Annotated in this window: 26 protein-coding genes and 1 riboswitch; of the genes, 19 read left to right on the top strand and 7 right to left on the bottom strand. The window is 69.2% G+C overall.

Going from position 1 to position 25,456, the window contains the following annotated elements:
- Window positions 1-81: 81 nt before the first annotated feature.
- The 7 genes from AC4D12_RS09080 (at window position 82) to AC4D12_RS09050 (ending at window position 4,373) form a co-directional block, all read left to right on the top strand.
- Window positions 82-738, top strand: coding sequence for a TrmH family RNA methyltransferase (locus tag AC4D12_RS09080; RefSeq protein WP_490950114.1), 657 nt, complete (start codon window positions 82-84; stop codon window positions 736-738).
- 90 nt (window positions 739-828) lie between these two features.
- A complete protein-coding gene (gene fbaA, locus AC4D12_RS09075) occupies window positions 829-1,848 on the top strand; it encodes a class II fructose-bisphosphate aldolase (protein WP_490949604.1) in 1,020 nt (339 codons plus the stop codon).
- The gene (locus tag AC4D12_RS09070; RefSeq protein ID WP_490949603.1) at window positions 1,848-2,267 is read left to right on the top strand and encodes a DUF3151 domain-containing protein; all 420 of its coding nucleotides are present in this window, start codon (window positions 1,848-1,850) and stop codon (window positions 2,265-2,267) included. Before fbaA ends, AC4D12_RS09070 begins: the two co-directional genes overlap by 1 nt.
- A 207-nt stretch (window positions 2,268-2,474) precedes the next feature.
- Complete coding sequence (locus tag AC4D12_RS09065) at window positions 2,475-2,678, top strand: helix-turn-helix domain-containing protein (protein WP_490949602.1); 204 nt, start codon at window positions 2,475-2,477, stop codon at window positions 2,676-2,678.
- A 77-nt stretch (window positions 2,679-2,755) separates the two neighbouring features.
- Window positions 2,756-3,253, top strand: coding sequence for a DUF2975 domain-containing protein (locus AC4D12_RS09060; protein ID WP_490949601.1), 498 nt, complete (start codon window positions 2,756-2,758; stop codon window positions 3,251-3,253).
- Window positions 3,253-3,516: a helix-turn-helix domain-containing protein gene (locus AC4D12_RS09055; protein ID WP_490949600.1), complete on the top strand. Its 264-nt coding sequence runs from the start codon at window positions 3,253-3,255 to the stop codon at window positions 3,514-3,516. Before AC4D12_RS09060 ends, AC4D12_RS09055 begins: the two co-directional genes overlap by 1 nt.
- A gap of 89 nt (window positions 3,517-3,605) precedes the next feature.
- Window positions 3,606-4,373 carry an oxygenase MpaB family protein gene (locus tag AC4D12_RS09050; RefSeq protein WP_490949599.1) on the top strand — a complete coding sequence of 256 codons (768 nt, stop codon included), beginning with the start codon at window positions 3,606-3,608 and terminating at the stop codon, window positions 4,371-4,373.
- Between the two features lie 210 nt (window positions 4,374-4,583).
- Here the strand turns inward: AC4D12_RS09050 and AC4D12_RS09045 are convergent, their stop codons facing one another.
- Complete coding sequence (locus tag AC4D12_RS09045) at window positions 4,584-5,186, bottom strand: hypothetical protein (RefSeq protein ID WP_490949598.1); 603 nt, start codon at window positions 5,184-5,186, stop codon at window positions 4,584-4,586.
- A gap of 205 nt (window positions 5,187-5,391) precedes the next feature.
- Here AC4D12_RS09045 and AC4D12_RS09040 point away from each other — a divergent pair, with 205 nt between their 5' ends.
- Window positions 5,392-6,681 carry an adenylosuccinate synthase gene (locus tag AC4D12_RS09040; protein ID WP_490949597.1) on the top strand — a complete coding sequence of 430 codons (1,290 nt, stop codon included), beginning with the start codon at window positions 5,392-5,394 and terminating at the stop codon, window positions 6,679-6,681.
- 84 nt (window positions 6,682-6,765) lie between these two features.
- Here AC4D12_RS09040 and AC4D12_RS09035 read toward each other — a convergent pair whose 3' ends face one another.
- Complete coding sequence (locus AC4D12_RS09035; protein ID WP_490949596.1) at window positions 6,766-7,563, bottom strand: SurA N-terminal domain-containing protein; 798 nt, start codon at window positions 7,561-7,563, stop codon at window positions 6,766-6,768.
- Window positions 7,564-7,675: 112 nt separating this feature from the next.
- On the bottom strand, window positions 7,676-8,182 hold the full coding sequence (locus AC4D12_RS09030; RefSeq protein WP_490949595.1) for a DUF427 domain-containing protein: 507 nt from the start codon (window positions 8,180-8,182) through the stop codon (window positions 7,676-7,678).
- Between the two features lie 142 nt (window positions 8,183-8,324).
- Between AC4D12_RS09030 and AC4D12_RS09025 the strand changes: the two genes are divergently transcribed.
- From AC4D12_RS09025 to AC4D12_RS08980, 10 genes are all read left to right on the top strand, one after another.
- Window positions 8,325-9,131, top strand: coding sequence for a carbon-nitrogen hydrolase family protein (locus AC4D12_RS09025; protein ID WP_490949594.1), 807 nt, complete (start codon window positions 8,325-8,327; stop codon window positions 9,129-9,131).
- Window positions 9,115-10,323 carry a LacI family DNA-binding transcriptional regulator gene (locus AC4D12_RS09020; RefSeq protein WP_490949593.1) on the top strand — a complete coding sequence of 403 codons (1,209 nt, stop codon included), beginning with the start codon at window positions 9,115-9,117 and terminating at the stop codon, window positions 10,321-10,323. The genes AC4D12_RS09025 and AC4D12_RS09020 overlap by 17 nt, the downstream gene beginning before the upstream one ends.
- Before the next feature lie 185 nt (window positions 10,324-10,508).
- Window positions 10,509-12,173: a ribulokinase gene (araB, locus tag AC4D12_RS09015; RefSeq protein ID WP_490950113.1), complete on the top strand. Its 1,665-nt coding sequence runs from the start codon at window positions 10,509-10,511 to the stop codon at window positions 12,171-12,173.
- Window positions 12,170-12,883: an L-ribulose-5-phosphate 4-epimerase gene (locus tag AC4D12_RS09010; RefSeq protein WP_490949592.1), complete on the top strand. Its 714-nt coding sequence runs from the start codon at window positions 12,170-12,172 to the stop codon at window positions 12,881-12,883. The genes araB and AC4D12_RS09010 overlap by 4 nt, the downstream gene beginning before the upstream one ends.
- The gene (gene araA, locus AC4D12_RS09005) at window positions 12,880-14,394 is read left to right on the top strand and encodes an L-arabinose isomerase (protein ID WP_490949591.1); all 1,515 of its coding nucleotides are present in this window, start codon (window positions 12,880-12,882) and stop codon (window positions 14,392-14,394) included. The genes AC4D12_RS09010 and araA overlap by 4 nt, the downstream gene beginning before the upstream one ends.
- Window positions 14,395-14,451: 57 nt before the next feature.
- Complete coding sequence (chvE, locus tag AC4D12_RS09000) at window positions 14,452-15,564, top strand: multiple monosaccharide ABC transporter substrate-binding protein (RefSeq protein WP_490949590.1); 1,113 nt, start codon at window positions 14,452-14,454, stop codon at window positions 15,562-15,564.
- 118 nt (window positions 15,565-15,682) lie between these two features.
- On the top strand, window positions 15,683-17,212 hold the full coding sequence (gene mmsA / locus AC4D12_RS08995) for a multiple monosaccharide ABC transporter ATP-binding protein (protein WP_490949589.1): 1,530 nt from the start codon (window positions 15,683-15,685) through the stop codon (window positions 17,210-17,212).
- A 38-nt stretch (window positions 17,213-17,250) separates the two neighbouring features.
- A complete protein-coding gene (gene mmsB / locus AC4D12_RS08990) occupies window positions 17,251-18,453 on the top strand; it encodes a multiple monosaccharide ABC transporter permease (protein ID WP_490950112.1) in 1,203 nt (400 codons plus the stop codon).
- 196 nt (window positions 18,454-18,649) lie between these two features.
- Window positions 18,650-19,210: an RNA polymerase sigma factor gene (locus AC4D12_RS08985; RefSeq protein WP_490949588.1), complete on the top strand. Its 561-nt coding sequence runs from the start codon at window positions 18,650-18,652 to the stop codon at window positions 19,208-19,210.
- Window positions 19,207-20,571, top strand: coding sequence for a hypothetical protein (locus AC4D12_RS08980; protein ID WP_490949587.1), 1,365 nt, complete (start codon window positions 19,207-19,209; stop codon window positions 20,569-20,571). Before AC4D12_RS08985 ends, AC4D12_RS08980 begins: the two co-directional genes overlap by 4 nt.
- Before the next feature lie 6 nt (window positions 20,572-20,577).
- Here the strand turns inward: AC4D12_RS08980 and AC4D12_RS08975 are convergent, their stop codons facing one another.
- Entirely contained in the window at window positions 20,578-21,258 is a 681-nt protein-coding gene (locus tag AC4D12_RS08975; RefSeq protein WP_490949586.1) for an SDR family NAD(P)-dependent oxidoreductase, read from the bottom strand.
- A gap of 101 nt (window positions 21,259-21,359) precedes the next feature.
- Here AC4D12_RS08975 and AC4D12_RS08970 point away from each other — a divergent pair, with 101 nt between their 5' ends.
- Window positions 21,360-22,238 carry a helix-turn-helix transcriptional regulator gene (locus tag AC4D12_RS08970; RefSeq protein ID WP_490949585.1) on the top strand — a complete coding sequence of 293 codons (879 nt, stop codon included), beginning with the start codon at window positions 21,360-21,362 and terminating at the stop codon, window positions 22,236-22,238.
- Here AC4D12_RS08970 and AC4D12_RS08965 read toward each other — a convergent pair.
- The 3 genes from AC4D12_RS08965 to sfnG are packed head-to-tail and all read right to left on the bottom strand — an operon-like array spanning window position 22,228 to window position 25,261.
- Window positions 22,228-22,728, bottom strand: a complete 501-nt coding sequence (locus AC4D12_RS08965) for a CoA-binding protein (RefSeq protein ID WP_490949584.1) — start codon at window positions 22,726-22,728, stop codon at window positions 22,228-22,230. The genes AC4D12_RS08970 and AC4D12_RS08965 overlap by 11 nt on opposite strands.
- Window positions 22,725-24,104 carry an O-acetylhomoserine aminocarboxypropyltransferase/cysteine synthase family protein gene (locus AC4D12_RS08960; RefSeq protein WP_490949583.1) on the bottom strand — a complete coding sequence of 460 codons (1,380 nt, stop codon included), beginning with the start codon at window positions 24,102-24,104 and terminating at the stop codon, window positions 22,725-22,727. The genes AC4D12_RS08965 and AC4D12_RS08960 overlap by 4 nt, the downstream gene beginning before the upstream one ends.
- Window positions 24,104-25,261, bottom strand: a complete 1,158-nt coding sequence (sfnG, locus tag AC4D12_RS08955; RefSeq protein WP_490949582.1) for a dimethylsulfone monooxygenase SfnG — start codon at window positions 25,259-25,261, stop codon at window positions 24,104-24,106. Before sfnG ends, AC4D12_RS08960 begins: the two co-directional genes overlap by 1 nt.
- A gap of 4 nt (window positions 25,262-25,265) precedes the next feature.
- Window positions 25,266-25,369: riboswitch (SAM riboswitch) on the bottom strand.
- Between the last annotated feature and the right edge of the window lie 87 nt (window positions 25,370-25,456).

The raw sequence follows: 25,456 nt of genomic DNA, 5'->3' as shown, positions 1-25,456 counted from the left end.
CCTTGAGCAGTGCATGAACCAGGGAGAGTGGACGAACCAGGGCGGGAGCCGGACGCCGCGGCGGGGCCGGGCGCTCAGCATGTGCCCGCAGCGGAGGCGGGTGCCGAGGCTGCAGCGGAGCCGGTGGCCCCGACGGTCGGCGTCGGCCCGTGGGAGGGCGAGTGGCCCGAGGGCGATCACTGGGACCGCGAGCTGCTGGCGCACGGCGACACGCGGAACGTCGTGGACGCCTACCGCTACTGGTCGCATGAGGCGATCGTGGCGCACCTCGACGAGCGCCGCCACGGCTTCCACGTGGCCATCGAGAACTGGCAGCACGACCTCAACATCGGCTCCGTGGTGCGCACGGCCAACGCCTTCATGGCACGGGAGGTCCACATCATCGGTCGACGCCGGTGGAACAAGCGGGGCGCCATGGTCACCGACCGCTACCAGCACGTCCGGTACCACCCCACCGTCGCGGACTTCACCGCATGGGCGGCGGATGAGGGACTGGCCGTGATCGGGATCGACAACTTCCCGTATTCCGTGCCGCTGGAGACCTACGACCTGCCGGAGAGGTGCGTCCTCGTGTTCGGCCAGGAGGGCCCCGGGCTGACACCCGAGGTGCACGAGGCGGCGGAGGCAACCCTCTCGATCGCGCAGTTCGGCTCCACCCGGTCCATCAACGCGTCCGCTGCCGCCGCCATCGCGATGCACGGCTGGGTGCGGCGGCATGTGTTCGGGCAGCACGTCTGAGCGGACCGGCGGCTGCGACGGACCCCTGCGACCGCCCGGGCCGCTCGCTAGGATGAAGCCAGCACTCACCACCACGAAGGAGTACGCAGCATGCCTATCGCAACCCCTGACGTCTACACCGAGATGATCGACCGCGCGAAGGCGGGCGGCTTCGCCTTCCCGGCCGTGAACGTGACCTCCTCGCAGACCCTGAACGCCGCGATGCGCGGCTTCGCCGAGGCCGGCTCCGACGGCATCGTGCAGGTGTCCACGGGCGGTGCCGCGTACTGGTCCGGTGCGAGCGTCAAGGACATGGTGGCGGGCTCGCTGGGCTTCGCGGCCTTCGCGAAGGAGGTGGCGAAGAAGTACGACGTCAACATCGCCCTTCACACCGACCACTGCCCGAAGGACAAGCTCGACGACTTCGTGCTGCCGCTGCTCGCCGCCTCCGAGGAGGCCGTGAAGAACGGCCACGACCCCATCTTCAACTCGCACATGTGGGACGGCTCGGCGGAGACCCTCGAGGAGAACCTGCGGATCGCCCGCGAGATCCTGCCCCGGGCGGCCGCCGCGAAGATCATCCTCGAGGTCGAGATCGGCACCGTGGGCGGCGAGGAGGACGGCGTCGAGAACGCCATCAACGACAAGCTGTACACCACGGTGGACGACGCCCTCGCCACCATCGACGCCCTCGGCGCCGGTGAGCACGGCCGCTACATCACCGCCCTCACGTTCGGTAACGTGCACGGCGTGTACAAGCCCGGTGGCGTGAAGCTGCGCCCCGAGATCCTCAAGGACATCCAGGACCAGGTGGGGCGGAAGCTCGGCAAGGACAAGCCCTTCGACCTCGTGTTCCACGGCGGCTCCGGCTCCTCGGACCAGGAGATCGCCGACGCCGTCTCCTACGGCGTCATCAAGATGAACATCGACACCGACACCCAGTACGCCTTCACGCGCCCCGTCGCGGACCACATGCTCCGTAACTACGACGGCGTGCTGAAGGTGGACGGCGAAGTGGGCAACAAGAAGACCTACGACCCCCGCGTCTGGGGCGCCTCGGCCGAGGCCGGTCTCGCGGCGCGCGTCGTCGAGGCCGCCGCATCGCTCGGTTCCGCAGGGAAGAAGCTCTGATGTCCGACGAATTCCGGAAGAACCTGCTGGGCCCCGAGCCCACGTACCTGCCCGAGGAATCCGCCGTCGTCGACCGCCTCGCCGCGGGCGACGAGGCCGTGGACCTCGCCGCCAAGCACCCGACGTCGTCGCTCGTGTGGGCAGTCCTCGCGGACGAGGCGTACGCCGAGGGACGCACCATCGAGTCCTACGCGTACGCCCGGACCGGGTACCACCGCGGGCTCGATGCGCTGCGCCGCAGCGGCTGGCGTGGTGCCGGACCGATCCCGTACTCGCACGAGCCGAACCGCGGTTTCCTCCGCGCGCTCTACGCGCTGGGCCGGGCTGCGGCATCCATCGGGGAGATCGAGGAGGCCGAGCGGATCGCGGTGTTCCTCAAGGAGTCCGATCCCGAGGCAAGCGCGCAGCTCGCACGCTGATCGGACACCGCTGACGATCGACACGCAGAAGACGGCCTCCCGTTCGCGGAGGTCGTCTTCTCTGCTGTCAGGGCACTCGACACGTGAGTAGCTGCCGAGCGGTACTCGTCTTTGCCAGGGAAGACGAGTAGTGCACTTTCTTGTGTTCCCGCGAAAGCCCGAACCAGAGTGGGGAGTCCACGAGTACGGAGAAGAGGCGGCAGGGCAATGACGACGAAGGTCGATACGGGGCGGCTCTACACGGTCGCCGAGGTGGCGGCGATGATGCGCGTCTCGAAGATGACGGTCTACCGACTGGTGCAGGCGGGTGACATCGACTCCATCCGATTCGGGAGGTCGTATCGCGTGCCACGGCGGGCCGTGCAGAAGTACCTGGAGTCCCTGAACCCGGGAATGGACTACTCCATCTAGCGTGTTGTATCGAGAAGCTCGCTTTTTCGGTTGAATAACGATAGCTTTGTGCTGACTTCCAGTACAAAGGAGCCCTCATGGGAAGATTCACCGTTCTCGCGCTGCGCATCGTGCTGTGCATGATGTTCGTCGGCGCCGCCTTCATCCAGACCGTCGTCGCATCGCTCATGACCATCGATCTCGCCGACGCCGACCCCGACGTCGCCCTGATCCGGACACCCCTCGTGATCCTGACGGTGCTCGCCATCCTCGCGTTGCAGGTGGCCATGGTGTGCGTCTGGGGCCTCCTCACGATGGTCCGGCGCGGAACGGTCTTCTCCGCCGACGCCTTCCGCCTCGTGAACATCGTCATCGGCGCCTTCGCGGCGTCGAGTTTGCTGACATTCGGACTCGGCGTGGCGCTCGCTCCCGGCGAGGCAGTGGCACCCGGGGTGGTGCTCCTGATCGGCGGGGTCGGTGTGTGCATCGCGGCCGTGGCGCTGATCGTGCTGGTGCTGAAGGCCCTGCTCCTCCAGGCCGTCACCACGGACACGGAGGCGCGGAAGCTGCGCACCGAGCTCGACGAGGTCATCTGATGCCCATCGTGGTGCGGATCGACGTCGAACTGGCGCGACGAAAGATGAGCGTGGGCGAGTTCGCCGACCGCGTGGGCCTCACGCCGGCCAATGTCGCCGTCCTCAAGAACGGCCGCGCGAAGGCCGTGCGCTTCAGCACCCTGGAAGCGATGTGCAGGGTGCTCGACTGCCAGCCGGGAGATCTGCTGGAGTGGATCGACGACGACGACGCCTCCTCGGATGCGTCATCGGGTGCTTCCTCCGATGCGGCCGACCGCCCGTGAGAAGCCTCGACCGGTTCTTCCCCGCCGCACCGGGCCCGGGGGAGCCGGGGGACTCCGGGTTGTTCGGTCCAGGATCCACCGCATGGCGCGTGGCATGTGAGCGGGTGATCCTGGCGGGAGGCCCCGCCGCGCTGCTGTTGCAGGTGGCGCATCCCCTCGTGGGAGAGGGGGTCCGTGCCCACAGCGGGTTCTCCACCGACCCGCTGCAGCGACTGCGCGGAACCCTCGACGCCGTCCTGACGGTCACGTTCGGTGACCGGGCGCAGGTGCGGGCGGCCGCAGCCCATGTCGCGCGGAAGCACCGGCCGGTGGAGGGCGTCCTCCCGGAGGCGGCATCCACCGTGCCCGCCGCCACGCCCTACCGCGCCGTCGATCCCGGGCTCTCGCTCTGGGTCTTCGCCACGCTCGTCTGGAGCGCCATCGAGGTGACCCACATCTTCCTCCGGCCCGTCCCACCCGAGGAGCGCACGCGCTACTACCTCGACATGACGCGCATGGCGCACTACTTCAACGTCCCGGATGCGCTGCTGCCCACCGACTACGCGGGCCTGGAGCGCTACGTGAACCAGCAGCTCGAGGAGGTGCTCGACGTCGGCCCGACGGCCCACCTGATCGCGCAGCAGATCCTCGCCCCGGATCCGCCGATCGTCCCGCGCCCCCTTCGGCCCCTGGCCTCGATCCTCTCCGCCGGAGTGCTCCCGCCGCGGCTGAGAGCTGCGTACTCACTGCCCTGGCGCCGCCGGGAGCGGGTGGTGTTCGGTGCGGTCCGGCGGGCGACCCGGCTCGTCGTGCCGCTGCTCCCCGCGCGGATGCGGTACTGGCCCCACTACGCCGTCGCCCTGCGCAGGGTGAGCTGACCGCACCCCGGCACGGCGAGACACCTGGACGCGTGCCGTCGTCGGCGTCTTCTGCGAGCATTCGCGCCGACCAGCGGCGTGTCTCGGCTCGACACGCGGTCTCGCGCTCAGAAACCCCCAACGACGGAGGTCTCCGACGCCACGTGACGAGCAAGCCGCTGACGGCGACCGGCAGGAGCGACGGCGGCGCCGGCAACAACCCGGACCGGGTCAGGCCTCCGGGCGCCGGATGGTGGTCGTGACGGAGCAAAGCATCGGCCGGGGCGGCGCGGAGCTGAAGCCGAACTGCACGGGAGGGCTCACCGGGGCGAGGAGTCCGAGGTCCCTGCCGCGGAAGGACACCGTCGCCCCGGCGATGGCGCGCGCAGAGGTCACGCCGTAGTACTCCGTGCGGCCGTGGCCCGCGGAGCCGGCCGTCGCCACGCCCTTGATCAGCCGCGAGGCCACCGGGTTGATGAGCGTGAGCCACCTCGGATGGGTCGCGAGCCCGGTCGGCACGAGTCCGAGCAGCCTCCCGAGCAGTGTCACGCCGCCCACGCCGGCGCGTACCCGCAGGTCGCCGGCCTCGACGACCAGGCGGTCCGAGGACAGCGAGGACGTCACGGGAGTGATCACGACGTCGTCGAACGTGTAGGTGGCGCTCACGTAGTCTGCGATCTCCCGGGTGGGCGCGATGAGCGTGCGGGTGCCGCCGGCGTCCTCCATCATGACGTCCGTGAACGCGCCGAACGGCGAAGCGTCCCAGCGTCCGATCACCAGACGGATGCCGGAGGTGGTGCCGATACCGGCGATGTGTCCTTCGAAGCGGTCCATGCCCCCATTGTGCACACGCCATGGCCAGGGCCGCGGGCTCCGGCCGGGCCCGCCTCGACGCCCCGCGAGCGCCTCCGCTAAACTCGGAAGGTAAGAGCCCCAGCGACCGCGTCTTCAGCGAGCGGACGGTTGGGGCATTCTGATGAACGGCCTCCTCGACCGCGCTCCACACGGCGGGCGGCCGTACCCGATGGGAGAGGATCCCATGCCAGCCATCGTCATCGTCGGCGCCCAGTGGGGCGACGAGGGTAAGGGCAAGGCCACAGACCTGCTGGGAGGCCGCGTCGACTACGTCGTGAAGCCGAACGGCGGCAACAACGCCGGTCACACCGTGGTCGTCAACGGCGAGAAGTACGAGTTGAAGCTCCTTCCCGCCGGCATCCTGAGCCCCAACGCCGTGCCGATCATCGGCAACGGCTGCGTGATCAACCTCGAGGCACTCTTCGAGGAGATCGACGGGCTCGAGGCACGCGGCGCCGACACCTCGAAGCTCCGCGTCTCGGCGAACGCCCACCTCGTGGCGCCGTACCATCAGGTGCTCGACAAGGTCACCGAGCGCTTCCTCGGCAAGCGGGCCATCGGCACCACCGGCCGCGGGATCGGCCCCGCGTACATGGACAAGGTGGCGCGCCTCGGCCTCCGCGTGCAGGACGTCTTCGACGAGTCGATCCTCCGGCAGAAGGTGGAGGGCTCGCTCAAGCAGAAGAACGAGCTCCTCGTGAAGGTCTACAACCGGCGCGACGTCGAGGTGGACGAGGTGGTGGACTACTTCCTCTCCTTCGCCGAGCGCCTGAAGCCACTGGTCATCGACGCCACCTACGTGCTCAACGAGGCGCTCGACGCCGGCAAGGTGGTGCTCATGGAGGGCGGCCAGGCCACGTTCCTGGACGTGGACCACGGCACCTACCCGTTCGTGACGTCGTCGAACCCCACCGCCGGTGGTGCATCGGTGGGCTCGGGCATCGGCCCCACCCGCATCAGCCGGGCCGTCGGCATCATCAAGGCCTACACCACGCGTGTGGGCGCCGGTCCGTTCCCCACCGAACTCTTCGACGACATGGGCATGTACCTCCAGACCAAGGGCGGCGAGTTCGGTGTGAACACCGGCCGCCCGCGCCGGTGCGGCTGGTACGACGCCGTGCTTGCGCGTCATGCGGCGCGTGTTAACGGCTTCACGGACTACTTCGTGACGAAGCTCGACGTCCTCACGGGCATCGAGAGCATCCCCGTGTGCGTGGCCTACGACGTCGACGGCGTGCGGCACGACGAGATGCCCATGACGCAGACGGAGTTCCACCACGCGAAGCCCATCTTCGAGTACTTCGACGGCTGGACCGAGGACATCACGGGCGCCCGCACCATCGAGGATCTCCCCGAGAACGCGCAGGCGTACGTCCGGGCGCTCGAGAAGATGTCGGGCACCCGTTTCTCGGCCATCGGCGTGGGGCCGGACCGCGACCAGACGATCGTGGTCAACGACCTCATCGGCGACTGACGCTCGGCACGCCGATCCACCGGTACGACGACGAAGGGCGGCCCCCGCGGGAGCCGCCCTTCGTCGTTCAGGAGTGCATCAGCGTCAGAGGTTGACGGTGATCTCACCCTCCTCGCGGAGCCGCTCGATGAGCACCTGCGCCGCGGCGGTGGTCTTCTCGCCCGTGATCTGCTCCTCGATCTGGGGCCTCACCTCGTCGATGGGCGGGATCGGCGTGGCCGTCTGCCCACTGGCCTGCTGCTGTGCCACGGCGGCGTCGTAGGCCTCCTGGACCTCCTGATCGGTGGGCGCGGCGTCCCCCGCCTCCTCCGTGAGCAGCGCGTCGAGCCGCACCTGGTCGGCGAGCTGGCTGTCGAACTCCTCGCCCTCGAGGCCCTGCTCGGCGAACGCCGCGCGCAGCTCCTCCTCGGAGGCGAGCTGGCTCGCCTGCAGCAGCTCGTCGATCGCCGCCGCGCGTCCCTCGGGGGTCGCCTCGATACCGCGGCGCTCGGCCTCCTGGCGGAGGAGCTCCGCGCTGACGAGGTTGTCCGCGACGGACGTCTTCAGCTGGTCCTGGTCGAGCTCCTGCCCGGTGGCCTGGGACTGCGCGGCCGCCTGCGAGAACTGGCCCTCGTAGGTGGTGGTGAAGAGGTCCTTGCCGATCTCCGTGCCGTTGACGACCGCGACGACGTCGGGGACGCCTTCGAGGTCCGGCTCCGGCGCGGGTGCCTGCTCGGGTGCTGCCGATTCTCCCTCCGCGGGAGCCTCGGCGGGAGCGCTGGTCGCGGCGTCCTCCGCCGCGGGCTCCTCGGACGCGCTGCAGCCGCTGAGGAAGAGCATCGATCCGACGAACGCGGTGGCCAGCAGACGCCGTCCCGGAAGTGGTGTCCTGGTGGTCTTCATGTGCCGTCCTTGCCTTGCGTGCATGGTCAGCTTCCCAGACTAACGGGCATCGGTGACAGGCACCGCCGTCCCCGCTGGGTGCATGCTGGGTGTGGCCGCCGCCGGGGGCGTGCTACCAGCCCCAGGTCCCCGTGCCGCCCTTGAACGGACCGACGATCGCGGCCGTGATCCAGCCGCCGTAGAAATCGCCCTCCTGCGCCTGCACGAGCTCGCCGTCCACGGTGCACGCGTCCATCTGCGAGGGGTAGATGGCCGCGCGCGTCGCGAGTTCCTCGTAACCGCGCACCGGCGAGGGGTAGGTCCACGCGCCGCGGGGGCTGCAGGCGTCCCCGGCGACGACGTCGAAGTAGCTCGCCGCTCCCTTGAACTCGCAGTGCGTGGTGCCCTGCACAGGGGTGAGCACGCCCGCGGCGAAGTCCTCGATCGGCAGGTAGTACACCGGGGGGTGGCTCGTCTCGAGCACGCGCACCGCGCGGTTCGTCCGGACGATCAGCTGTCCGCCGAACCTGACCTCGATGGTCGCCGTACTCGGCTCGATGCGGGGCGGCCTCGGGTAGTCCCAGACCGATTCCTGGCCGGGGCCGGGCGTGATGCGCGTCTTCTTCATGGGATTCCTCATGCGGGGAACGCTACTCCGGCCGTCGGACCTGCCCGCGCGGGCTCCCCTCCCGGCGGGCGGGTGCAGGCAGATCCGGGCGGGTTCCACGGCCGGATCTGTACGCTGGTCGGACAGCGCATCGGGGAGGCACCAGGGAGGCATCATGAAGGTCAGCGTGGGGCAGTTCAGCCCGGTGGGCGACGTCGCGGCGAATGTCGCCGTCATGCGGGAGCTCGCGGCGGAGGCCGCGTCCGCGGGGTCGGCGCTCATCGTGTTCCCCGAGGAGTCCATGATGACCATCGGCAAGGTGGACGGCCCGCTGCGCGAGGCGGTCGAGGCCCACTGGACGTCCTTCGTGCAGCAGCTCTCGTTCGTCGCGGCGGAGAACGGCATCGCCGTGGTCGCCGGTGGGTACGAGGCGAGCGGCGAGGAACGGCCCTACAACACGCTGGTCCTCATCGACGCGACCGGCCGGATCGTCGACACGTACCGCAAACTGCACCTCTACGACGCTTTCAGCTACCGGGAGTCCTCGCGCATCAAGCCGGGCGACGGCGGCGTCACGGTGGCCGAACTCGGCGACCTCCGCGTGGGACTCATGACCTGCTACGACATCCGCTTCCCCGAGCAGGCGCGCGCCCTCGCCGACGCCGGGGCGGATCTGATCTGCGTCCCCGCGGCCTGGTTCAAGGGCGAGCACAAGGTCGACCACTGGGAGACGCTCCTGAAGGCGCGCGCCATCGAGAACACCGTGTGGGTCGCAGCCGCGGGCACGTCGAGCGGCCACACCATCGGCCATTCGGCGATCATCGATCCCATGGGCCTGCCGCTCGTCCACCTCGACGACGAGGAACGCGGCGTCGTCACGATCGACGTCACGCGCCGCCGGGTCGACGACGTCCGCGAGTTCCTCCCGGTCCTGCGGAACCGCCGATTCGCACAGAACGCCACCCTTGTCGACCCGCACTGACAGCGCGCTCGCCGCGGAGACCGGCGCGGGGGCGGGGACGACGTCGTCGGTCCCGGCCGTCGCGGAGCGCCCGGAGGGGACGCGCGCGGCCAACATCAGGGACGTGGCGAGGCGAGCGGGTGTCTCGCACCAGACGGTCTCGCGTGTCATCAACGGCCACCCGAGCCTCCGCGCCGAGACGCGCGACCGCGTGCTCGCCGCCATGGACGCGCTGAAATTCCGCCCCAACCGTGCTGCACGGGCTCTGGTGACGAGCCGCTCCACCACCCTCGGTGTGCTGGTCGGCAAGGGCTTCGAGTACGGGCCGGCCGCGAGCCTGCAGGCGATCGACAGTGCTGCGCGCGAGGCGGGCTACGGCGTGGACGTGGCGCACCTCGACACGGTGGACAGCGGCTCCATCCGCGCAGCGCTCGACCGCCTGCTGGCCCACGGAGTGGACGGTCTGATCATCCTCGCGCCGCAGACGCAGACGCTCGGGGAGATCGACCGGCTCGCCATGACGCTGCCCTTCGTCACGGTCCACTCGGCCACGCAGCACGACGACCACCGGCTCTCCGTGGACCAGTTCGGGGGAGCGGTCCTCGCCACGCGGCACCTCCTGGAGCTCGGGCACCGGCGGATCGCCCATGTGGCTGGCCCGGACGGGTGGTTCGAGACGGACGCTCGGGTACGGGGCTACAGGACCGAGCTCGCCGCGTGGGGGCAGGAACCCGAAGCGTTGCTCTCGGGGGACTGGACCGCGGAGTCGGGGTACCGGGCCGGTCTCGCCCTTGCACAGGACCACGGGATCACCGGCGTGTTCTCCTCGAACGACCAGATGGCACTCGGCCTCCTGCACGCCTTCCGCGAGAGCGGGCGGCGTGTGCCGGAGGACGTCAGCCTGGTGGGCTTCGACGACGTCCCCGAGGCCGCGTACTACGCTCCGCCCCTCACGACCGTGCGGCAGGACTTCCCGGAACTCGGCCGGCGCTGCGTGGGGCGCCTGCTCGCGCTCGTCGACGCCGCGGGCAGGGACCCCGCGGGACCCGATGGCGGTCCGGCTGCCGCGGACGGTGATCTCACAGGTCCGGGTTCCGCCGTCGGGACGGTCGCTGCAGGAGGCCGATCGTCCGACGTCGTGCCGGAGCTGGTGGTGCGGGCGTCCACGGCTGCCCTCATCGCCGAGACCCCCTCGTTACCCGTAAGGCATTGACAGGCCGGGCGATCGCCCCCCTACACTTGGCAGAGCGGATGTGAACGGTCACATTCGCAGCCGATCCACCAGAGCATCGCAGTGCGGGCTCGAGAAGAACAACGAGGTCCTTCCCTTTGAGCGACTCCAGCACGGGCCACGCCCGTCCTACGGACACGGCCGCGGGCTCCCGGCCCACCTACGTCATCGGCGTCGACTACGGCACCCTGTCCGGTCGCGCCGTCGTCGTCCGCGTCTCCGACGGCGCCGAACTCGGCGCCTCCACGCTCGAGTACCCGCACGCGGTCATGGACACCACCCTCGCGGCCACCGGTGAGCAGCTGCCGCCGGAGTGGGCCCTGCAGGTCCCGTCGGACTACGTGGACGTGCTCCGCACCGCCGTCCCGGCCGCCGTGCGGGAGGCGGGCATCGACCCGCAGGACGTCATCGGCATCGCCACCGACTTCACCGCCTGCACCATGGTGCCCACCCTCGCCGACGGCACGCCGCTCAACGAGGTGCCGGGCTACGAGGGCCGCCCCCACGCCTACGTGAAGCTGTGGAAGCACCACGCCGCCCAGGGCCAGGCCAACCGCATCAACGAGCTCGCCGCCGAGCGCGGCGAGGCGTGGCTGCCACGCTACGGCGGACTCATCTCGAGCGAGTGGGAGTTCGCCAAGGGGCTCCAGCTGCTCGAGGAGGACCGCGAGCTCTACGACCGCATGGACCACTGGGTCGAGGCCGCCGACTGGATCGTCTGGCAGCTCACGGGGGAGTACGTGCGGAACGCCTGCACCGCCGGGTACAAGGGCATCTACCAGGACGGCGCCTACCCGTCGGACGAGTTCCTCGCCGCGCTCAACCCCGACTTCGCAGGGTTCGCCCGCGACAAGGTGGAGCACACCATCGGCGCTCTCGCCTCGAAGGCGGGCGCGCTGTCCCAGGAGGCCGCCGGCTGGACCGGCCTGCCCGCAGGCATCGCCGTCGCCGTCGGCAACGTGGACGCCCACGTCACCGCGCCGGCCGCGCAGGCCACCGATCCCGGCCAGATGGTCGCCATCATGGGCACCTCGACCTGCCACGTCATGAACTCGGACCGCCTGGCCGAGGTGCCGGGCATGTGCGGCGTCGTCGACGGCGGGATCGTCGAGGGCTTCTACGGCTACGAGGCCGGCCAGTCCGGCGTGGGGGACATCTTCGCGTGGTTCGTCGCGAACCAGGTACCCGGGGAGATCAGGGACGCCGCCACCGCCCAGGGCCTCAGCGTGCACGAGTACCTGACCGAGCAGGCGCAGACCGAGCCCGTGGGAGCCCACGGCCTGGTGGCGCTGGACTGGCACTCCGGCAACCGTTCGGTCCTCGTGGACCACGAGCTCTCCGGCACCATCGTGGGACTCACCCTCGCCACGAAGCCGCACGAGGTCTACCGCGCCCTGCTGGAATCGACGGCGTTCGGCACCCGGAAGATCGTCGAGACCTTCAACGCCTCCGGCGTACCCGTGACCGAGTTCGTCGCCGCCGGCGGGCTCATCCGCAACCCGTTCCTCATGCAGGTCTACGCGGACGTGCTCAACATGCCCCTCTCCGTGATCGGCAGCGCGCAGGGCCCCGCGCTGGGCTCCGCCATCCATGCAGCCGTCGCCGCGGGCGCCTACGAGGACATCCACGCGGCCGCCGCAGCCATGGGCCACCTGAACCGCGCGGCCTACACCCCGGACCCCGAACGGGCCGAGGCGTACGACGCCCTCTACCGCGAGTACACCGAACTGCACGACTACTTCGGGCGCGGCGCCAACGACGTCATGCACCGCCTGAAGGCCCTGCGCCGCTCGGCCCGTACGGCTCCCTCGCGTCAGGAGGTCTCCTCGTGAGTACCTTCACCCCCGAGATCGACGCCGCCATCCAGGCGGTCCGCGAGGACGTCGCAGCCCTGCACGCCGAACTGGTCCGCTACGGGCTCGTGGTGTGGACCGGCGGCAACGTCTCCGGCCGCGTGCCCGGCGCGGACCTCTTCGTCATCAAGCCCTCCGGCGTGAGCTACGACGACCTGACGCCCGGGAACCAGATCCTCTGCGACCTCGACGGCAACGTCATCGCCGGGAGCGCGGGGTCCGAGCGTTCGCCGTCGAGCGACACCGCCGCCCACGCCTACGTGTACCGGCACATGCCGGAGGTGGGCGGCGTCGTGCACACCCACTCGACCTACGCCGTCGCCTGGGCCGCCCGCGGCGAGGCCATCCCCTGCGTGATCACCGCCATGGCGGACGAGTTCGGCGGGGAGATCCCGGTGGGCCCCTTCGCGGTCATCGGTGACGACTCCATCGGCCGGGGGATCGTGGACACCCTCACCGGGCACCGCTCCCGCGGAGTGCTCATGAAGAGTCACGGCCCGTTCACGATCGGCAAGGACGCGAAGGACGCCGTCAAGGCCGCCGTGATGCTCGAGGACGTGGCCCGGACCGTCCACATCTCCCGCCAGCTCGGTGCGCCCGCCGGCATCCAGACCGAGCACATCGACTCACTCTTCGACCGCTACCAGAACGTGTACGGTCAGCCCGCAACCCCAGGAGCCCCCGCATGAGCCCGCTCAGCACCACTCTCGATGCCTACGAAGTCTGGTTCCTGACCGGCAGCCAGGACCTCTACGGCGAGGAGACCCTGCAGCAGGTCGCCGAGCAGTCGCAGGAAATCGTCCGGATGCTGGGCGAGGCCGGCCTCCCCGTGAAGATCGTGTGGAAGCGGACCCTGAAGGACTCCGCGTCGATCCGCCGGATGGCGCTCGAGGTCAACGCGGCGGACAACGCGATCGGCGTCATCGCCTGGATGCACACGTTCAGCCCCGCCAAGATGTGGATCGCGGGTCTCGACGCGCTCCGGAAGCCCTTGCTGCACCTGCACACGCAGATCAACGTCGCCCTGCCGTGGGCCGAGATCGACTTCGACTTCATGAACCTCAACCAGGCCGCCCACGGCGACCGCGAGTTCGGCTACATCCAGTCGCGCCTCGGCGTTCCCCGGAAGACCGTCGTGGGTCACGTCTCCAACCCGGACGTCAGCGCGAAGGTGGGCACCTGGCAGCGCGCCGCTGCCGGTTGGGCCGCCGTGCACGAGCTGAAGGTCGCGCGGTTCGGCGACAACATGCGCAACGTCGCCGTCACCGAGGGTGACAAGACCGAGGCCGAGCTCCGCTTCGGCGTCTCGATCAACACATGGGGCGTCAACGATCTCGTCGCCGCCGTCGAGGCGCAGTCCGAGACCGACGTCGACGACCTCGTGGCCGAGTACGAGGAGACCTACGACGTCGTCCCCGAGCTCCGCCGCGGCGGTGACCGGCACGACTCGCTGCGCTACGGCGCACGCCAGGAACTCGGCCTGCTGTCCTTCCTCGAGGAGGGCGGCTTCGGCGCCTTCACCACGAACTTCGAGGACCTCGGGGCGCTCCGCCAGCTACCCGGTCTCGCCGTCCAGCGGCTCATGGCCAAGGGCTACGGTTTCGGCGCCGAGGGCGACTGGAAGACCGCCGTCCTCGTGCGTGCCGCGAAGGTCATGGGCGTGGGACTGCCCGGCGGCGCCTCGCTGATGGAGGACTACACCTACCACCTCGTGCCGGGGGAGGAGAAGATCCTCGGAGCTCACATGCTCGAGATCTGCCCCACCCTCACCACGTCGAAGCCCTCCCTGGAGGTGCACCCGCTCGGGATCGGCGGCAAGGAGGACCCTGTGCGGCTCGTGTTCGACACCGATTCCGGTGCGGGCGTCGTCGTCGCGATGTCCGACATGCGGGACCGCTTCCGCCTGACCGCCAATGCCGTCGAGATCGTCCCGCCGGACGCTCCGCTCCCCAACCTGCCGGTCGCGCGCGCAGTGTGGAAGCCGGAGCCGAGCCTCGAGACCTCCGCAGCGGCGTGGCTCAGCGCCGGCGCCGCGCACCACACCGTCCTCACCACCGCGGTGGGCCTCGAGGTGTTCGAGGACTTCGCGGACATCGCCGAGGTGGAGCTGCTGCGGATCGACGCCGACACGAAGCTCCGTGACTTCCAGCGCGAACTACGCTGGAACGCCGCCTACTACCGCCTGGCGCAGAAGCTGTAAGACCACTCCCACACAGCCGGCATCGACGCCGGGAACCACTCACAAGAAAGTTCCACCATGAATCGGAAAACCCTGGTCGGCATCGCGGCCACCAGCATCCTGGCCCTCAGCCTCACTGCCTGTGGCAGCCGTGGCGGCGGGGACACCCCCGCCGAGGGCCAGGCGCCCGAGGACATCACCATCGGCGTGGCCATGCCCACGCAGCAGTCCGAGCGCTGGATCGCCGACGGCGAGAACGTCAAGAGCCAGCTCGAGGACCTCGGCTACCAGGTGGACCTCCAGTACGCCAACGACGACATCCCCACGCAGGTCAGCCAGATCGAGAACATGATCAACGGCGGCGTCAGCGCCCTCGTGATCGCCTCGATCGACGGCACCACGCTCACCAGCGTGCTGGACCAGGCCGAGACGCAGGAGATCCCCGTCATCGCCTACGACCGCCTCATCAACGGCTCGGACACCGTGGACTACTACACGACCTTCGACAACGAGGAGGTCGGCGTGCAGCAGGCCACCTCGCTCCTCACCGGCCTCGGCATCCTCGACGCCGAGGGCAACGAGACCGGCGAGACGGGACCGTTCGACGTGGAGCTCTTCGCCGGCAGCCCGGACGACAACAACGCGACGTTCTTCTGGAACGGCGCCATGGAGACCCTGCAGCCGTACCTGGACGCCGGTACCCTCCGCGTGCCCAGCGGCCAGACCGAGTTCGAGCAGGCGGCGATCCTCCGGTGGCTGCCCGACACGGCCCAGGACCGCATGGAGGACCTCATCACCGTCGGTGGCGGCGAGCGTCTCGAGGGTGTCCTGTCCCCGTACGACGGCCTGTCCATCGGCATCATCTCGGCCCTGACCTCCGGCGGGTACTCCGCTGACGAGCTGCCGGTCGTCACCGGCCAGGACGCCGAGGTCGGCTCGGTGCAGTCCATCATCGCGGGTGAGCAGTACTCCACGATCTTCAAGGACGTCCGCGAGCTCGGCAAGCAGGCCGTCACCATGGTGGACGCCCTCATGAAGGGCGAGGAGCCCGAGGTCAACGACACCGAGACGTACGACAACGGCGTCAAGGTGGTCCCCTCCTTCCTGCTCGAGTCCGAGATCGTCACGGTCGACAACTACGAGACGGCCCTCGTCGAGACCGGCTACTACACCGAGGACGACCTGCAGTAGTCGTTCCGCTTCTCCTGACAATGCCTGTGGCTCCGTACCTCCCATGGTCTGGAGCCACAGGCATTGGACCTCGCCCGGCCACTGCCGGGACTTCCACTCAAGTAAGCGAGGCGTGACCATGGCGGACAACATCCTCAGGATGCACCGCATCACCAAGACCTTCCCGGGCGTGAAGGCACTGCAGGACGTCAGTCTCGACGTCGAGCGCGGCGAAGTCCACGCGATCTGCGGAGAGAACGGGGCCGGGAAATCGACCCTCATGAAGGTGCTGTCGGGTGTGTACCCGCACGGCACGTACGACGGCGAGATCGAGTTCGAGGGCACGCAGGCGGAGTTCAAGGACATCCGCGACAGCGAGCGGGCCGGCATCGTCATCATCCACCAGGAGCTCGCGCTCTCGCCGTTCCTGTCCGTCGCGGAGAACATCTTCCTCGGCAACGAGCGTGAGAAGCGCGGGTTCATCAACTGGAACGAGACCAACGTGGAGGCGGCCAAGCTGCTCCGTCGCGTCGGGCTCGACCTGAATCCCGTGGTCCGCGCCGGTGACATCGGCGTGGGCAAGCAGCAGCTCGTGGAGATCGCGAAGGCGCTCTCGAAGAACGTGAAGCTGCTGATCCTCGACGAGCCCACGGCCGCGCTGAACGACGAGGACTCCGCGCACCTCCTCGGACTGGTCAAGGGACTCCGCACCGAGGGCATCACCTGCATCATCATCAGCCACAAGCTCAACGAGATCCGCGAGATCGCGGACTCCGTGACCATCCTCCGGGACGGGCGCACCATCGAGACGCTGAGCCTGCACGACGGCTCGGTCACCGAGGAGCGCATCATCAAGGGCATGGTGGGCCGGGAGATGGGCAGCCGTTACCCCGACCGCACGCCCGTGATCGGCGACGAGGTGCTCCGGGTGGAGAACTGGACGGTGCACCACCCCCAGGAGAGCACGCGCGTGGTCGTGGACTCCGCGAACATCTCGGTGCGGGCCGGGGAGGTGGTCGGCATCGCCGGTCTCATGGGCGCGGGCCGTACCGAGCTGGCCATGAGCATCTTCGGGCGGAGCTACGGCTCGAACATCACCGGGACCCTCTACAAGAACGGCTCGCCGATCACGACGAAGTCCGTGGGCGAAGCGATCAAGCACGGCATCGCCTACGCCACCGAGGACCGCAAGAAGTACGGGCTGAACCTGATCGACGACATCAAGCGGAACGTCTCGGGAGCCGCCCTCGGCAAGCTCGCGAAACGCGGCTGGGTGGACAGCGGGCAGGAAGCCGTCGTGGCCGGGGACTACCGGAGGTCCATGAACATCAAGGCCCCCTCCGTCACCGCCATCACCGGGAAGCTCTCCGGCGGCAACCAGCAGAAGGTGGTGCTGTCCAAATGGATGTTCTCGGACCCCGACGTGCTGATCGTCGACGAACCCACCCGAGGGATCGACGTGGGCGCGAAGTACGAGATCTACACCATCATCAATCGCCTCGTCGGAGAGGGGAAAGCCGTGATCGTCATCTCGTCCGAGCTGCCCGAACTCCTCGGCATCTGCGACCGCATCTACACGCTCGCCGAGGGCCGCATCACAGCTGACGTGCCCATCGCCGACGCGACACCGGAACTCCTCATGCAGTACATGACCAAGGAAAAGGACTGACCCCGATGGCCACCACCGTCAAGGACCCGGCTGTTGCCATGCCGGCCCCTCCCACGAAGAACGGGCTCTCGTTCCTCACGAGCAGGCTCCGGCAGATCGGCATCTTCGTCGCTCTGATCGTCATCGTCACGCTGTTCCAGGTACTGACCGGCGGCGCCCTGCTTCAGCCGGACAACGTCTCGAACATCATCGTGCAGAACAGCTACATCCTGCTGCTGGCCATCGGCATGGTCATGATCATCGTCGCCGGGCACATCGACCTCTCCGTCGGGTCCGTCGCGGCCTTCGTCGGGGCGATGTCCGGCATCATGATCCAGGACTTCGGGTTCCCCTGGTGGGCGGCGTTCGTCGCGTCCCTCGTCATCGGCGGACTCGTGGGTGCCTGGCAGGGCTTCTGGGTGGCGTATGTCGGGATCCCGGCGTTCATCGTCACCCTCGCCGGCATGCTCGTGTTCCGTGGTCTCACGCAGATCGTCCTGGAGAACCAGCGCATCACCGGTTTCCCCGAGGAGTACCGCCAGCTCGGCGGCGGCTTCCTGTTCCCGGGGCTGTTCCCGCCCGAGACGAACTTCCTCGACTGGACAACCGTGGGGCTCGGCCTCATCGCCGTCGTCCTCCTGGTCGTCACCCAGCTCCGCGGACGCGCCACCCGTGCCCGTCTGAAGCTCGAGGACGAGCCGCAGTCCTGGTTCTACACGAAGCTCGGCTTCATCGCGGTGATGATCCTCGGCGTGACCTACCTGCTCGCCGGTTCCCGCAGCGGCACGCCGATCGTGCTCGTGGTGCTGGGCATCCTGATCGTCGCGTACAGCGCCGTGATGAACAACAGCGTCTTCGGGCGCCACATCTACGCGGTCGGCGGCAATCTGCAGGCGGCTCAGCTCTCGGGCATCAACACGAAGCGCATCGACTTCATGCTGTTCGTCAACATGGGCGTGCTCGCGGCGCTCGCCGGCCTCATCTTCACCGGTCGCCTGAACTCCGCCGGCCCCGGCGCGGGCAACCTCTTCGAGCTCGACGCCATCGCGGCGGCGTTCATCGGTGGCGCGGCCGTGACCGGTGGTGTCGGAACGGTGATCGGGGCGATCACCGGCGGCCTCATCATGGGTGTGCTCAACAATGGGATGTCCCTGCTGGGCGTCGGTATCGACGTCCAGCAGTTCATCAAGGGCATGGTGCTGCTGCTCGCCGTCGGCTTCGACGTCTTCAACAAGCGCCGTGCCTCCAACGCCCTGAAGTAGCAGTTCGCAGGGTCCGAAGAAATCTTCGCCGACCACGTAACTTCTCCGGTGCGTGCGGCGATTACCAGTATGTAAGTGCCGCACCGAGACTTATCCCCCAACGGGTCTCGGTGCGGCCTTTCTCTTACCGGAGGCCGTACGGCCCCCGGTGAGGGGCAGCGGTTACGATGGTCACGCCGCCCGCTCGAACAAGGACATGACCGTGGTCACACCGCTGCCTGACGATGCGCTCGCCCGCGCTCAGTCTGGCGAACCGGCGGCGTTCTCCCTGATCTACGAGTCCCTGGGACCTGCGGTCAGCGGGTACTTCACGGGGCGAAGGTCCGAGGATCCCGAGGCACTCACGCAGGAGGTCTTCCTGACGGTGTTCTCGAAGCTCGGCTCCATCACCGGTGGAACGGCTGGTCTGCGCGCTTTCGCCTTCTCGGTCGCCCACGCGAGGTACGTGGACGATGTCCGCAGGAGGACGAGGGCTCCCGTCCTCGTGGGCTACGACGCCGAGGGCGATCATCGCAGCACCGCATCGGCGGAGACGGAAGTGCTCGAACGGCTCGATGCCCGCGACGCCGGGGGCATGCTGGCCGAGCTCAATGCCGAACAACGTGACGTCCTGCTGCTGCGGATCGTCGCGGGGCTGCCGATCGAGCAGGTGGCGACCATCCTGGGACGCTCGGCCGGCTCGGTCAAGCAGTTGCAGCGGCGAGGTCTGCTCAAGCTCAAGGAACTCGTTCACACCAACGAATCGGAAGCGTTATGACGTCTCGGAACAGCTCGCCGTCCGACCAGGTGCTGGAACTCCTGCGCGAGGCGGGCGTCGACGACGATCCCGCCCTCGTCGGGGCCGTCGAGGACATCGTACAGCTGGGCGAGGGGCCGCTCCCGGGCGCCTCGGCCGAGCTCGCGCAGCTGATGGCCAGTGGCGGCAAGGCCTCGCGTGTGCGGCGCAGCAAGGGCCGGGTCACCTTCATCGGCGGTGCCCTTGCGGTGTCGATGGGGGTCGGGATGTCCGGAGTCGCAGCGGATCCCGTGCCCCTCCGCCACGGGTTCGACGACGCCGTCGACACCCTCACGCGCCACAGCCTCCGCGACGACGCAGCCCGGCTGCGTGCCTCGGGAGTCACCGGGCCCGACGCCGAAAGGCCGCCCTCCGGTGCGCCCGCCGTCGCCTCCTCCGGCCAGGCCGCTCCTGGCAGCGGCGCAAACGGTCCGTCAGCGGCTGCCGCCGGTTCGGCGCAGGAGGGATCCGCCGGTGCCCAGCCTGGTGAGGTTCCGCGTACCGCTTCATCCGTTCCGTCCACCTCATCCACCTCATCCACCGCGACGGATGCGACCGGCTCGTCTCCGGTGTCCGGGACCGCGGCGTCATCGGTAGTCGCTCCCGACGCGGGACGTGGCGCAGCTCCCGACGGCGGACGGGACGCACAGGCGGCTTCGGCGCCGGCGCACCCCGGAGCCGGCACGGCGGAGGGCGAGGATCCGGCGGGAGCCGACGAGCCTGCCGACGAGCCGACACGTCCCGTCGACGAGATGTTCACCCTCCTCCTGACGGGTGGGACGTCCGAGGACTGGTTCCTCAGCCCCGGCCAGGATGCCGGACAACCCGACCCCGGCCCGGTGTGGCTACGCGCCCCGGCGACCGACCCCGACATGGTCGCCCTCCCGGCGGACCCCCTCGACGGCGAGTCCCCGTGGTTCGCGCTGTTCTTCGTCGGGGAGGACCTGTGGTGGGAGGCAGCGCCGCAGGACGGGGTGCCGGATGCCGAGCCGAGCGAACCGCTGTTCGGCGAGCCCGACCCCGACGTCGACACCCCGATGCCCGAGCCGACGGCCGACGCGGCGCCGGTGCCGGAGTCGACGGACGGCGTCCCGGTACCCGATGCGCGTGCCGACCCGGTGCCGGCGGCCAATGCGACGGACGGCGTCCCCGTGCCTGGCTTGATGGAAGCCGCCCCGCTGCCGAGTTCGACAGATCCTTCCCCGGTACCTGGCTCGGCGGACGCCGCCCCGATTCCCGACCCGACGGCGGAACCGTCGCAGGAGACAGAGCCCGCGGACGCAGCCCAGCAGGAGCGCGGGATCCCTGCTCCTGCCGGGCCTCCCGCTCCTGCCGAGCCCTAGGCCCGCTCAGTACTCGATGCGCCCCTGCCGATTGTGGAACTCGCCCGTGGGGCCGTCGGGGCCGAGGGTGGCCAGTGCGACGGTCGCGTCGGTGCCCTCGGTGATGGTCTGGTGACCGCTGTGGTGGTTGAAGTCGGTACTCGTGTACCCCGGATCGCTGGCGTTGATGCGCATGGCCGGCAGGTTCTTCGCGTATTGCACCGTGAGTGCGATGACAGCGGCCTTCGACGCCGCGTAGGGGATGGCCGGGACCGCGAACTCGTCGGTGCCCTCGGTACTGAGGTATCTCGCGAACCCGACGCCCGATGCCACGTTGACGATGACCGGGTTCGTCGAGCGGCGCAGCAGCGGCAAAGCCGCCTGGGTGACACGGACGAGCCCGATCACATTGATGTCGAGCACGTTGCGCATGGCGTCCGCCGAGAGGTCGTCGACGCCGTAGGAGGTCCCCAGGATCCCGGCGTTGTTCACGAGGACGTCGAGCTCGGGGAGGGACGAGAACGCTGCGTCGACGCTCGCCTGGTCGTCGACGTCGAGCTGGACGAGGTGGGCACCGAGCTCCTCGGCCTCCCGGCCCGTGGAGAGGTCGCGCATGCCGGCATGGACGGTGTGGCCGGCTGCGATGAGTCGGCGGACGGTTTCGAGTCCGAGGCTGCGGTTGGCCCCGGTGATCAGTGTGGTTGTCATGGCTCCACACTCTCCCGCCGCAGGGCGGACGCCAAGGTACCCTCCGACCGTGGGACCGGCAGTACCACCCGCGGGCGGCGCCCTCCACGGATGATGGGGTCATGAGTGAATTCGCGAGTGTCCTCCGGGCGTGGCGTCAGCGGGTGACCCCGGCCGAGGTCGGACTCCCTGCCGGGGCGGGGCGGCGGAGCCCGGGCCTGCGGCGTGAGGAGCTCGCAGCCCTGGCGAACGTGAGCGTGGACTACGTGGTGCGCCTGGAGCAGGGCCGCGCCACCCACCCGTCCCCGCAGTTGCTGAACGCCCTGGCGATCGCCCTGCGCCTCGACGCCGCCGAGCGCGACCACCTGTACCGCGTGGGCGGGGCCGCCCCGCCGTCGCCGGACATGGTGCCCCGGTACATCACGCCCGGGGTGCACCGCATCATCGACAGGCTCGGCGACGTCCCCATGGCGGTGTTCACGGCCACCCACGACATCGTGCCGTGGAACCCGCTCTGGGCGGCGCTCTGCGGTGACCCGTCCCGCCTCGCGGGCATGGAGCGCAACCTCGTGTGGCGGTACTTCACCTCCGGCCAAGAGGGCGTGGACTTCGACCGGCAGCACGCGGAGGATTTCGCCGCCGACCTCGCCGCGGACGTGCGAGCGGCCACGGGCAGGTACCCGCGCGACCCGCACCTGCAGCGTCTCGTCTCCCGGCTGCGTGCGGCGTCCCCCGACTTCGAGCGTCGATGGTCGGAGGCGAGGGTCGCCGAACACCGGTCCAGCCGGAAGACGATGACGGACACGCCGGTGGGACCGATCACCGTGGATTGCGACGTCCTGTCCGTCCCCGGCGGGGACCTCCGGATCGTCGTCTACACCGTCGCGCCGGGCAGCGAGGACGAAGCACTGCTCGACCTGCTGAGGGTCACCGGGCTCCAGACGCTCTCACCCGAGCCGGTGCCGGACCCCGAGCGGGTGCCGGACGCCGTCAGGAGGTGAGCTGGCGCTTCGAGGAGATGACGCCGGTGTTGAAGCCCGCGAGGTTGAGGCCCCCGTGGAAGCGCGCGTGTTCGATCTTCAGGCACCGGTCCATGACAACGTTCAGCCCCGCGTCCTCGGCGGAGCGGGCAACGTCCTCGTGCCAGGAGCCGAGCTGCAGCCACAGCGTCTTCGCACCGACCGCCAGCGTCTCCTCGAGCACCGACGGCAGATCGTCGTGCTTGCGGAAGACGTCGACGACGTCGGGCACCTCGGGGAGGTCCGCGAGGGACGCGTAGGCGGGCTGCCCGAGGATCTCCTTCGCCACCGGGTTCACGAAGTACAGGCGGTAGGGCGAGGAGGACTGCAGATAGGTGGCGACGAAGTACGACGCCCGGGACGGCTTGTCAGAGGCGCCGACGATCGCCACCGACCGCGCACGGCGAAGGAGTGCCAGGCGCTCGGGAGCCGAGGGCCCCTCCCAGGTACGGATCGACTGCGTGCCGCTCATGCTCCCACTCCCACTGCGCGCGTCACCGATGCGTCATCGTCGTTCTCGCCCGCCGCTTCCTGCGGCAGGTCGTCGAAGGCCTCGTCCGGGGTGTCGACGGCGAGGGTGAGCGCCTGGTCCAGGTCCCACAGGATGTCGTCGAGATCCTCGAGGCCCACGGAGATCCGCACGAGGTCCTCGGGGACGCCTGCCGCGGCGAGCTGCTCGGTGGAGAGCTGCTGGTGCGTCGTCGAGCCCGGGTGGATCACGAGGGTGCGCGCGTCACCCACGTTCGCGAGGTGCGAGGCGATCTGCAGCGACTCGATGAACTTCTGGCCCGCCTTCCGCCCGCCGGTGACGCCGAAGCTGAACACCGAACCCGGGCCCTGTGGCAGGTACTTGCGGGCGCGTTCGTGGTGCGGGTGGGATGGCAGCCCGGCGTAGTTGACGTACTCGACGCGCGGATCCGCCTCCAGCCACCGTGCGACGGCGAGGGCGTTCTCGAGGTGCTCGTCGAGGCGCTGCGCGAGGGTCTCCACGCCCTGCAGGAGCTGGAAGGCAGACATGGGGGAGAGCGATGGCCCGATGTCGCGGAGTTGCTCGGTGCGCAGCTTCGTGAGGAAGCCGTACTCGCCGAAGTTCGCCCACCACTGGATGTTGCCGTAGGAGGGCACGGGTTCGGTCATCATGGGGAACTTGCCGTTGCCCCAGTCGAACCGCCCGCTCTCCACGATCACTCCGCCGAGCGTGGTGCCGTGCCCGCCGATGAACTTGGTGGCGGAGTGGATCACGATGTCCGCGCCGTGCTCGATGGGCCGCACGAGGTACGGCGTACTGAGGGTCGAGTCGACGATGAAGGGCACGCCGGCGTCGTGGGCCACCTTCGCCAGCCCGGCGAGGTCCGCGATCTCGCCAGAGGGGTTCGCGATGACCTCGGCGTAGACGGCCTTGGTGTTCTCGCGGATGGCGGCGGCGTAGTCGGCCGGATCGGTACCGGGAACGAAGGTGGTCTCGATGCCAAACCGGCGCAGCGTGACATCGAGCTGCGTCACCGTCCCGCCGTACAGCTGGGAGGCGGCGACGATGTGGTCGCCCGCCTGACAGAGGGCCGCGAAGGTGATGAACTCCGCACTCATGCCCGACGCCGTCGCCACCGCGCCGATACCGCCCTCGAGGGAGGCGATGCGCTCCTCGAACGCCGCGACCGTCGGGTTGCCGATGCGCGAGTAGATGTTGCCGTACTTCTGCAGCGCGAAGAGGTTGGCGGCGTCATTGGTGTCCTTGAACACGAACGACGTCGTCTGGTAGATCGGGACGGCCCGGGCGCCGTGGGTGGCGTCGGGGGTGCCGCCGGCGTGGAGCGCGCGCGTGCGGAAGCCGAAGGAACGGTCAGCCATCAGAAGCCTGCCTTGCTGGTCTGGAGGGTGGGAGGGAGCTCGACGTCGACGCCGGCCTTGCGGGCGGCGTCCGCCTCGAGTTCGCGGACGATCGGGAGGATGTCCCTGCCGAACGCGGCGACCTCCTCCTGGAAGTGGAGGTAGCACGTGAGGAAGAGGTTCACGCCGATCTTCTTGTACTCGACGATGCGTTCGGCGATCTGCTCGGGCGTGCCGATGAGCTGTGTCCGGAAGCCGTCGTTGTACTGCACGAGGTCCTCGAAGGAGGAGTCGGCCCACATGCCCTTGCCGTCCTTCGTGGAGGCGCCCGCCTCCTGGACGGCGTCGCGGAACCCCTCGACGGCCGGGCGGTGCGCCTTCGCGACGATCTCACGGAGCGTCTCGCGCGCCTCCTTCTCGGAGTCCCGTGCGATCACGAAGCCGTTCAGGCCGAAGCGCGGCCGGCGGCCCGCCTCGAGGGCGGACGCCTGCACCCCGGCGATGTTCTCCTTGAACCCCTCGAGGTCCTTGCCGTTGGAGAAGTACCAGTCGGCCACGCGGCCCGCGGTCGCCTGGGCGGCCGTCGAGTTGCCGCCGAAGAAGATCTCGGGGTGCGGGCGGCCGGGCACGTCCACGGGCGCCGGGCTCAGGGTGAAGTCGTTGATGTCGTAGTACTTCCCCGCCTGGCTGTAGCCCTGTTCCGTCCAGAGGCCGCGGAGCACGCGGATGAACTCCTCGGTGCGTACGTAGCGCTCGTCGTGCTCCAGCCACTCGAGGCCGAAGTTGACGAACTCGTCCTTCAGCCAGCCGGAGACGATGTTCACGGCGGCGCGACCGTTCGAGATGTGGTCGGCCGTGATGATGAACTTCGCGAGGACCCCCGGGTGCCACATGCCGGGGTGGACGGCGGCGATCACCTTCAGCTTCTCCGTCGCCGCGAGGAGGGCGAGGGAGAAGCTCGTGGCCTCGTGCTGTTTGTCCGCGCCGTAGGACGCCGCGTACCGGGTCTGCGAGAGCGCGTACTCGAATCCGGCGTTCTCCGCGATGCGGGCCAGGTCGCGGTTGTACTCGAAGTCCCAGCTGGTGCGCTGCTCGATGGTCGAGACCACCAGGCCACCGCTCACGTTGGGCACCCAGTAGGCGAATTTCAGGGGAGTGGACAGGTCTGCGACGCTCATGGATCCTCCATCGGTCTGGCAGTAGCACCCTACTGTCGCCGCGGTACGCGGAGGCCAGGGTTGCTGCGGCGTCAGTGAGCCAGATCTCTCAGCCGCTCGGGATGGTCACTCCCGAGTCTGACAGCCGCTCCGGAGGGATCCAAACAATGTGTCCTCCCACGAAGGCCTTCGGGGCGGACGTACGCCGGGCGGTGG

It is taken from the genome of Arthrobacter sp. TJ-266, assembly GCF_058269115.1.
This window is presented reverse-complemented; position numbering and strand designations above follow the sequence as displayed.

Bases quoted from the DNA above. Each gene is read 5' to 3' on its own strand.
- AC4D12_RS09045 (WP_490949598.1), bottom strand. From the start codon at position 5,186: ATGGACCGCTTCGAAGGACACATCGCCGGTATCGGCACCACCTCCGGC.
- AC4D12_RS09070 (WP_490949603.1), top strand. From the start codon at position 1,848: ATGTCCGACGAATTCCGGAAGAACCTGCTGGGCCCCGAGCCCACGTAC.
- AC4D12_RS08975 (WP_490949586.1), bottom strand. From the start codon at position 21,258: ATGACAACCACACTGATCACCGGGGCCAACCGCAGCCTCGGACTCGAA.
- AC4D12_RS09055 (WP_490949600.1), top strand. From the start codon at position 3,253: ATGCCCATCGTGGTGCGGATCGACGTCGAACTGGCGCGACGAAAGATG.
- mmsA (WP_490949589.1), top strand. From the start codon at position 15,683: ATGGCGGACAACATCCTCAGGATGCACCGCATCACCAAGACCTTCCCG.
- AC4D12_RS09035 (WP_490949596.1), bottom strand. From the start codon at position 7,563: ATGAAGACCACCAGGACACCACTTCCGGGACGGCGTCTGCTGGCCACC.
- fbaA (WP_490949604.1), top strand. From the start codon at position 829: ATGCCTATCGCAACCCCTGACGTCTACACCGAGATGATCGACCGCGCG.
- AC4D12_RS09065 (WP_490949602.1), top strand. From the start codon at position 2,475: ATGACGACGAAGGTCGATACGGGGCGGCTCTACACGGTCGCCGAGGTG.
- AC4D12_RS08965 (WP_490949584.1), bottom strand. From the start codon at position 22,728: ATGAGCGGCACGCAGTCGATCCGTACCTGGGAGGGGCCCTCGGCTCCC.
- chvE (WP_490949590.1), top strand. From the start codon at position 14,452: ATGAATCGGAAAACCCTGGTCGGCATCGCGGCCACCAGCATCCTGGCC.
- AC4D12_RS08960 (WP_490949583.1), bottom strand. From the start codon at position 24,104: ATGGCTGACCGTTCCTTCGGCTTCCGCACGCGCGCGCTCCACGCCGGC.
- sfnG (WP_490949582.1), bottom strand. From the start codon at position 25,261: ATGAGCGTCGCAGACCTGTCCACTCCCCTGAAATTCGCCTACTGGGTG.
- AC4D12_RS08980 (WP_490949587.1), top strand. From the start codon at position 19,207: ATGACGTCTCGGAACAGCTCGCCGTCCGACCAGGTGCTGGAACTCCTG.
- mmsB (WP_490950112.1), top strand. From the start codon at position 17,251: ATGCCGGCCCCTCCCACGAAGAACGGGCTCTCGTTCCTCACGAGCAGG.
- AC4D12_RS09025 (WP_490949594.1), top strand. From the start codon at position 8,325: ATGAAGGTCAGCGTGGGGCAGTTCAGCCCGGTGGGCGACGTCGCGGCG.
- AC4D12_RS09060 (WP_490949601.1), top strand. From the start codon at position 2,756: ATGGGAAGATTCACCGTTCTCGCGCTGCGCATCGTGCTGTGCATGATG.
- AC4D12_RS08970 (WP_490949585.1), top strand. From the start codon at position 21,360: ATGAGTGAATTCGCGAGTGTCCTCCGGGCGTGGCGTCAGCGGGTGACC.
- AC4D12_RS08985 (WP_490949588.1), top strand. From the start codon at position 18,650: ATGACCGTGGTCACACCGCTGCCTGACGATGCGCTCGCCCGCGCTCAG.
- AC4D12_RS09040 (WP_490949597.1), top strand. From the start codon at position 5,392: ATGCCAGCCATCGTCATCGTCGGCGCCCAGTGGGGCGACGAGGGTAAG.
- araA (WP_490949591.1), top strand. From the start codon at position 12,880: ATGAGCCCGCTCAGCACCACTCTCGATGCCTACGAAGTCTGGTTCCTG.
- AC4D12_RS09030 (WP_490949595.1), bottom strand. From the start codon at position 8,182: ATGAGGAATCCCATGAAGAAGACGCGCATCACGCCCGGCCCCGGCCAG.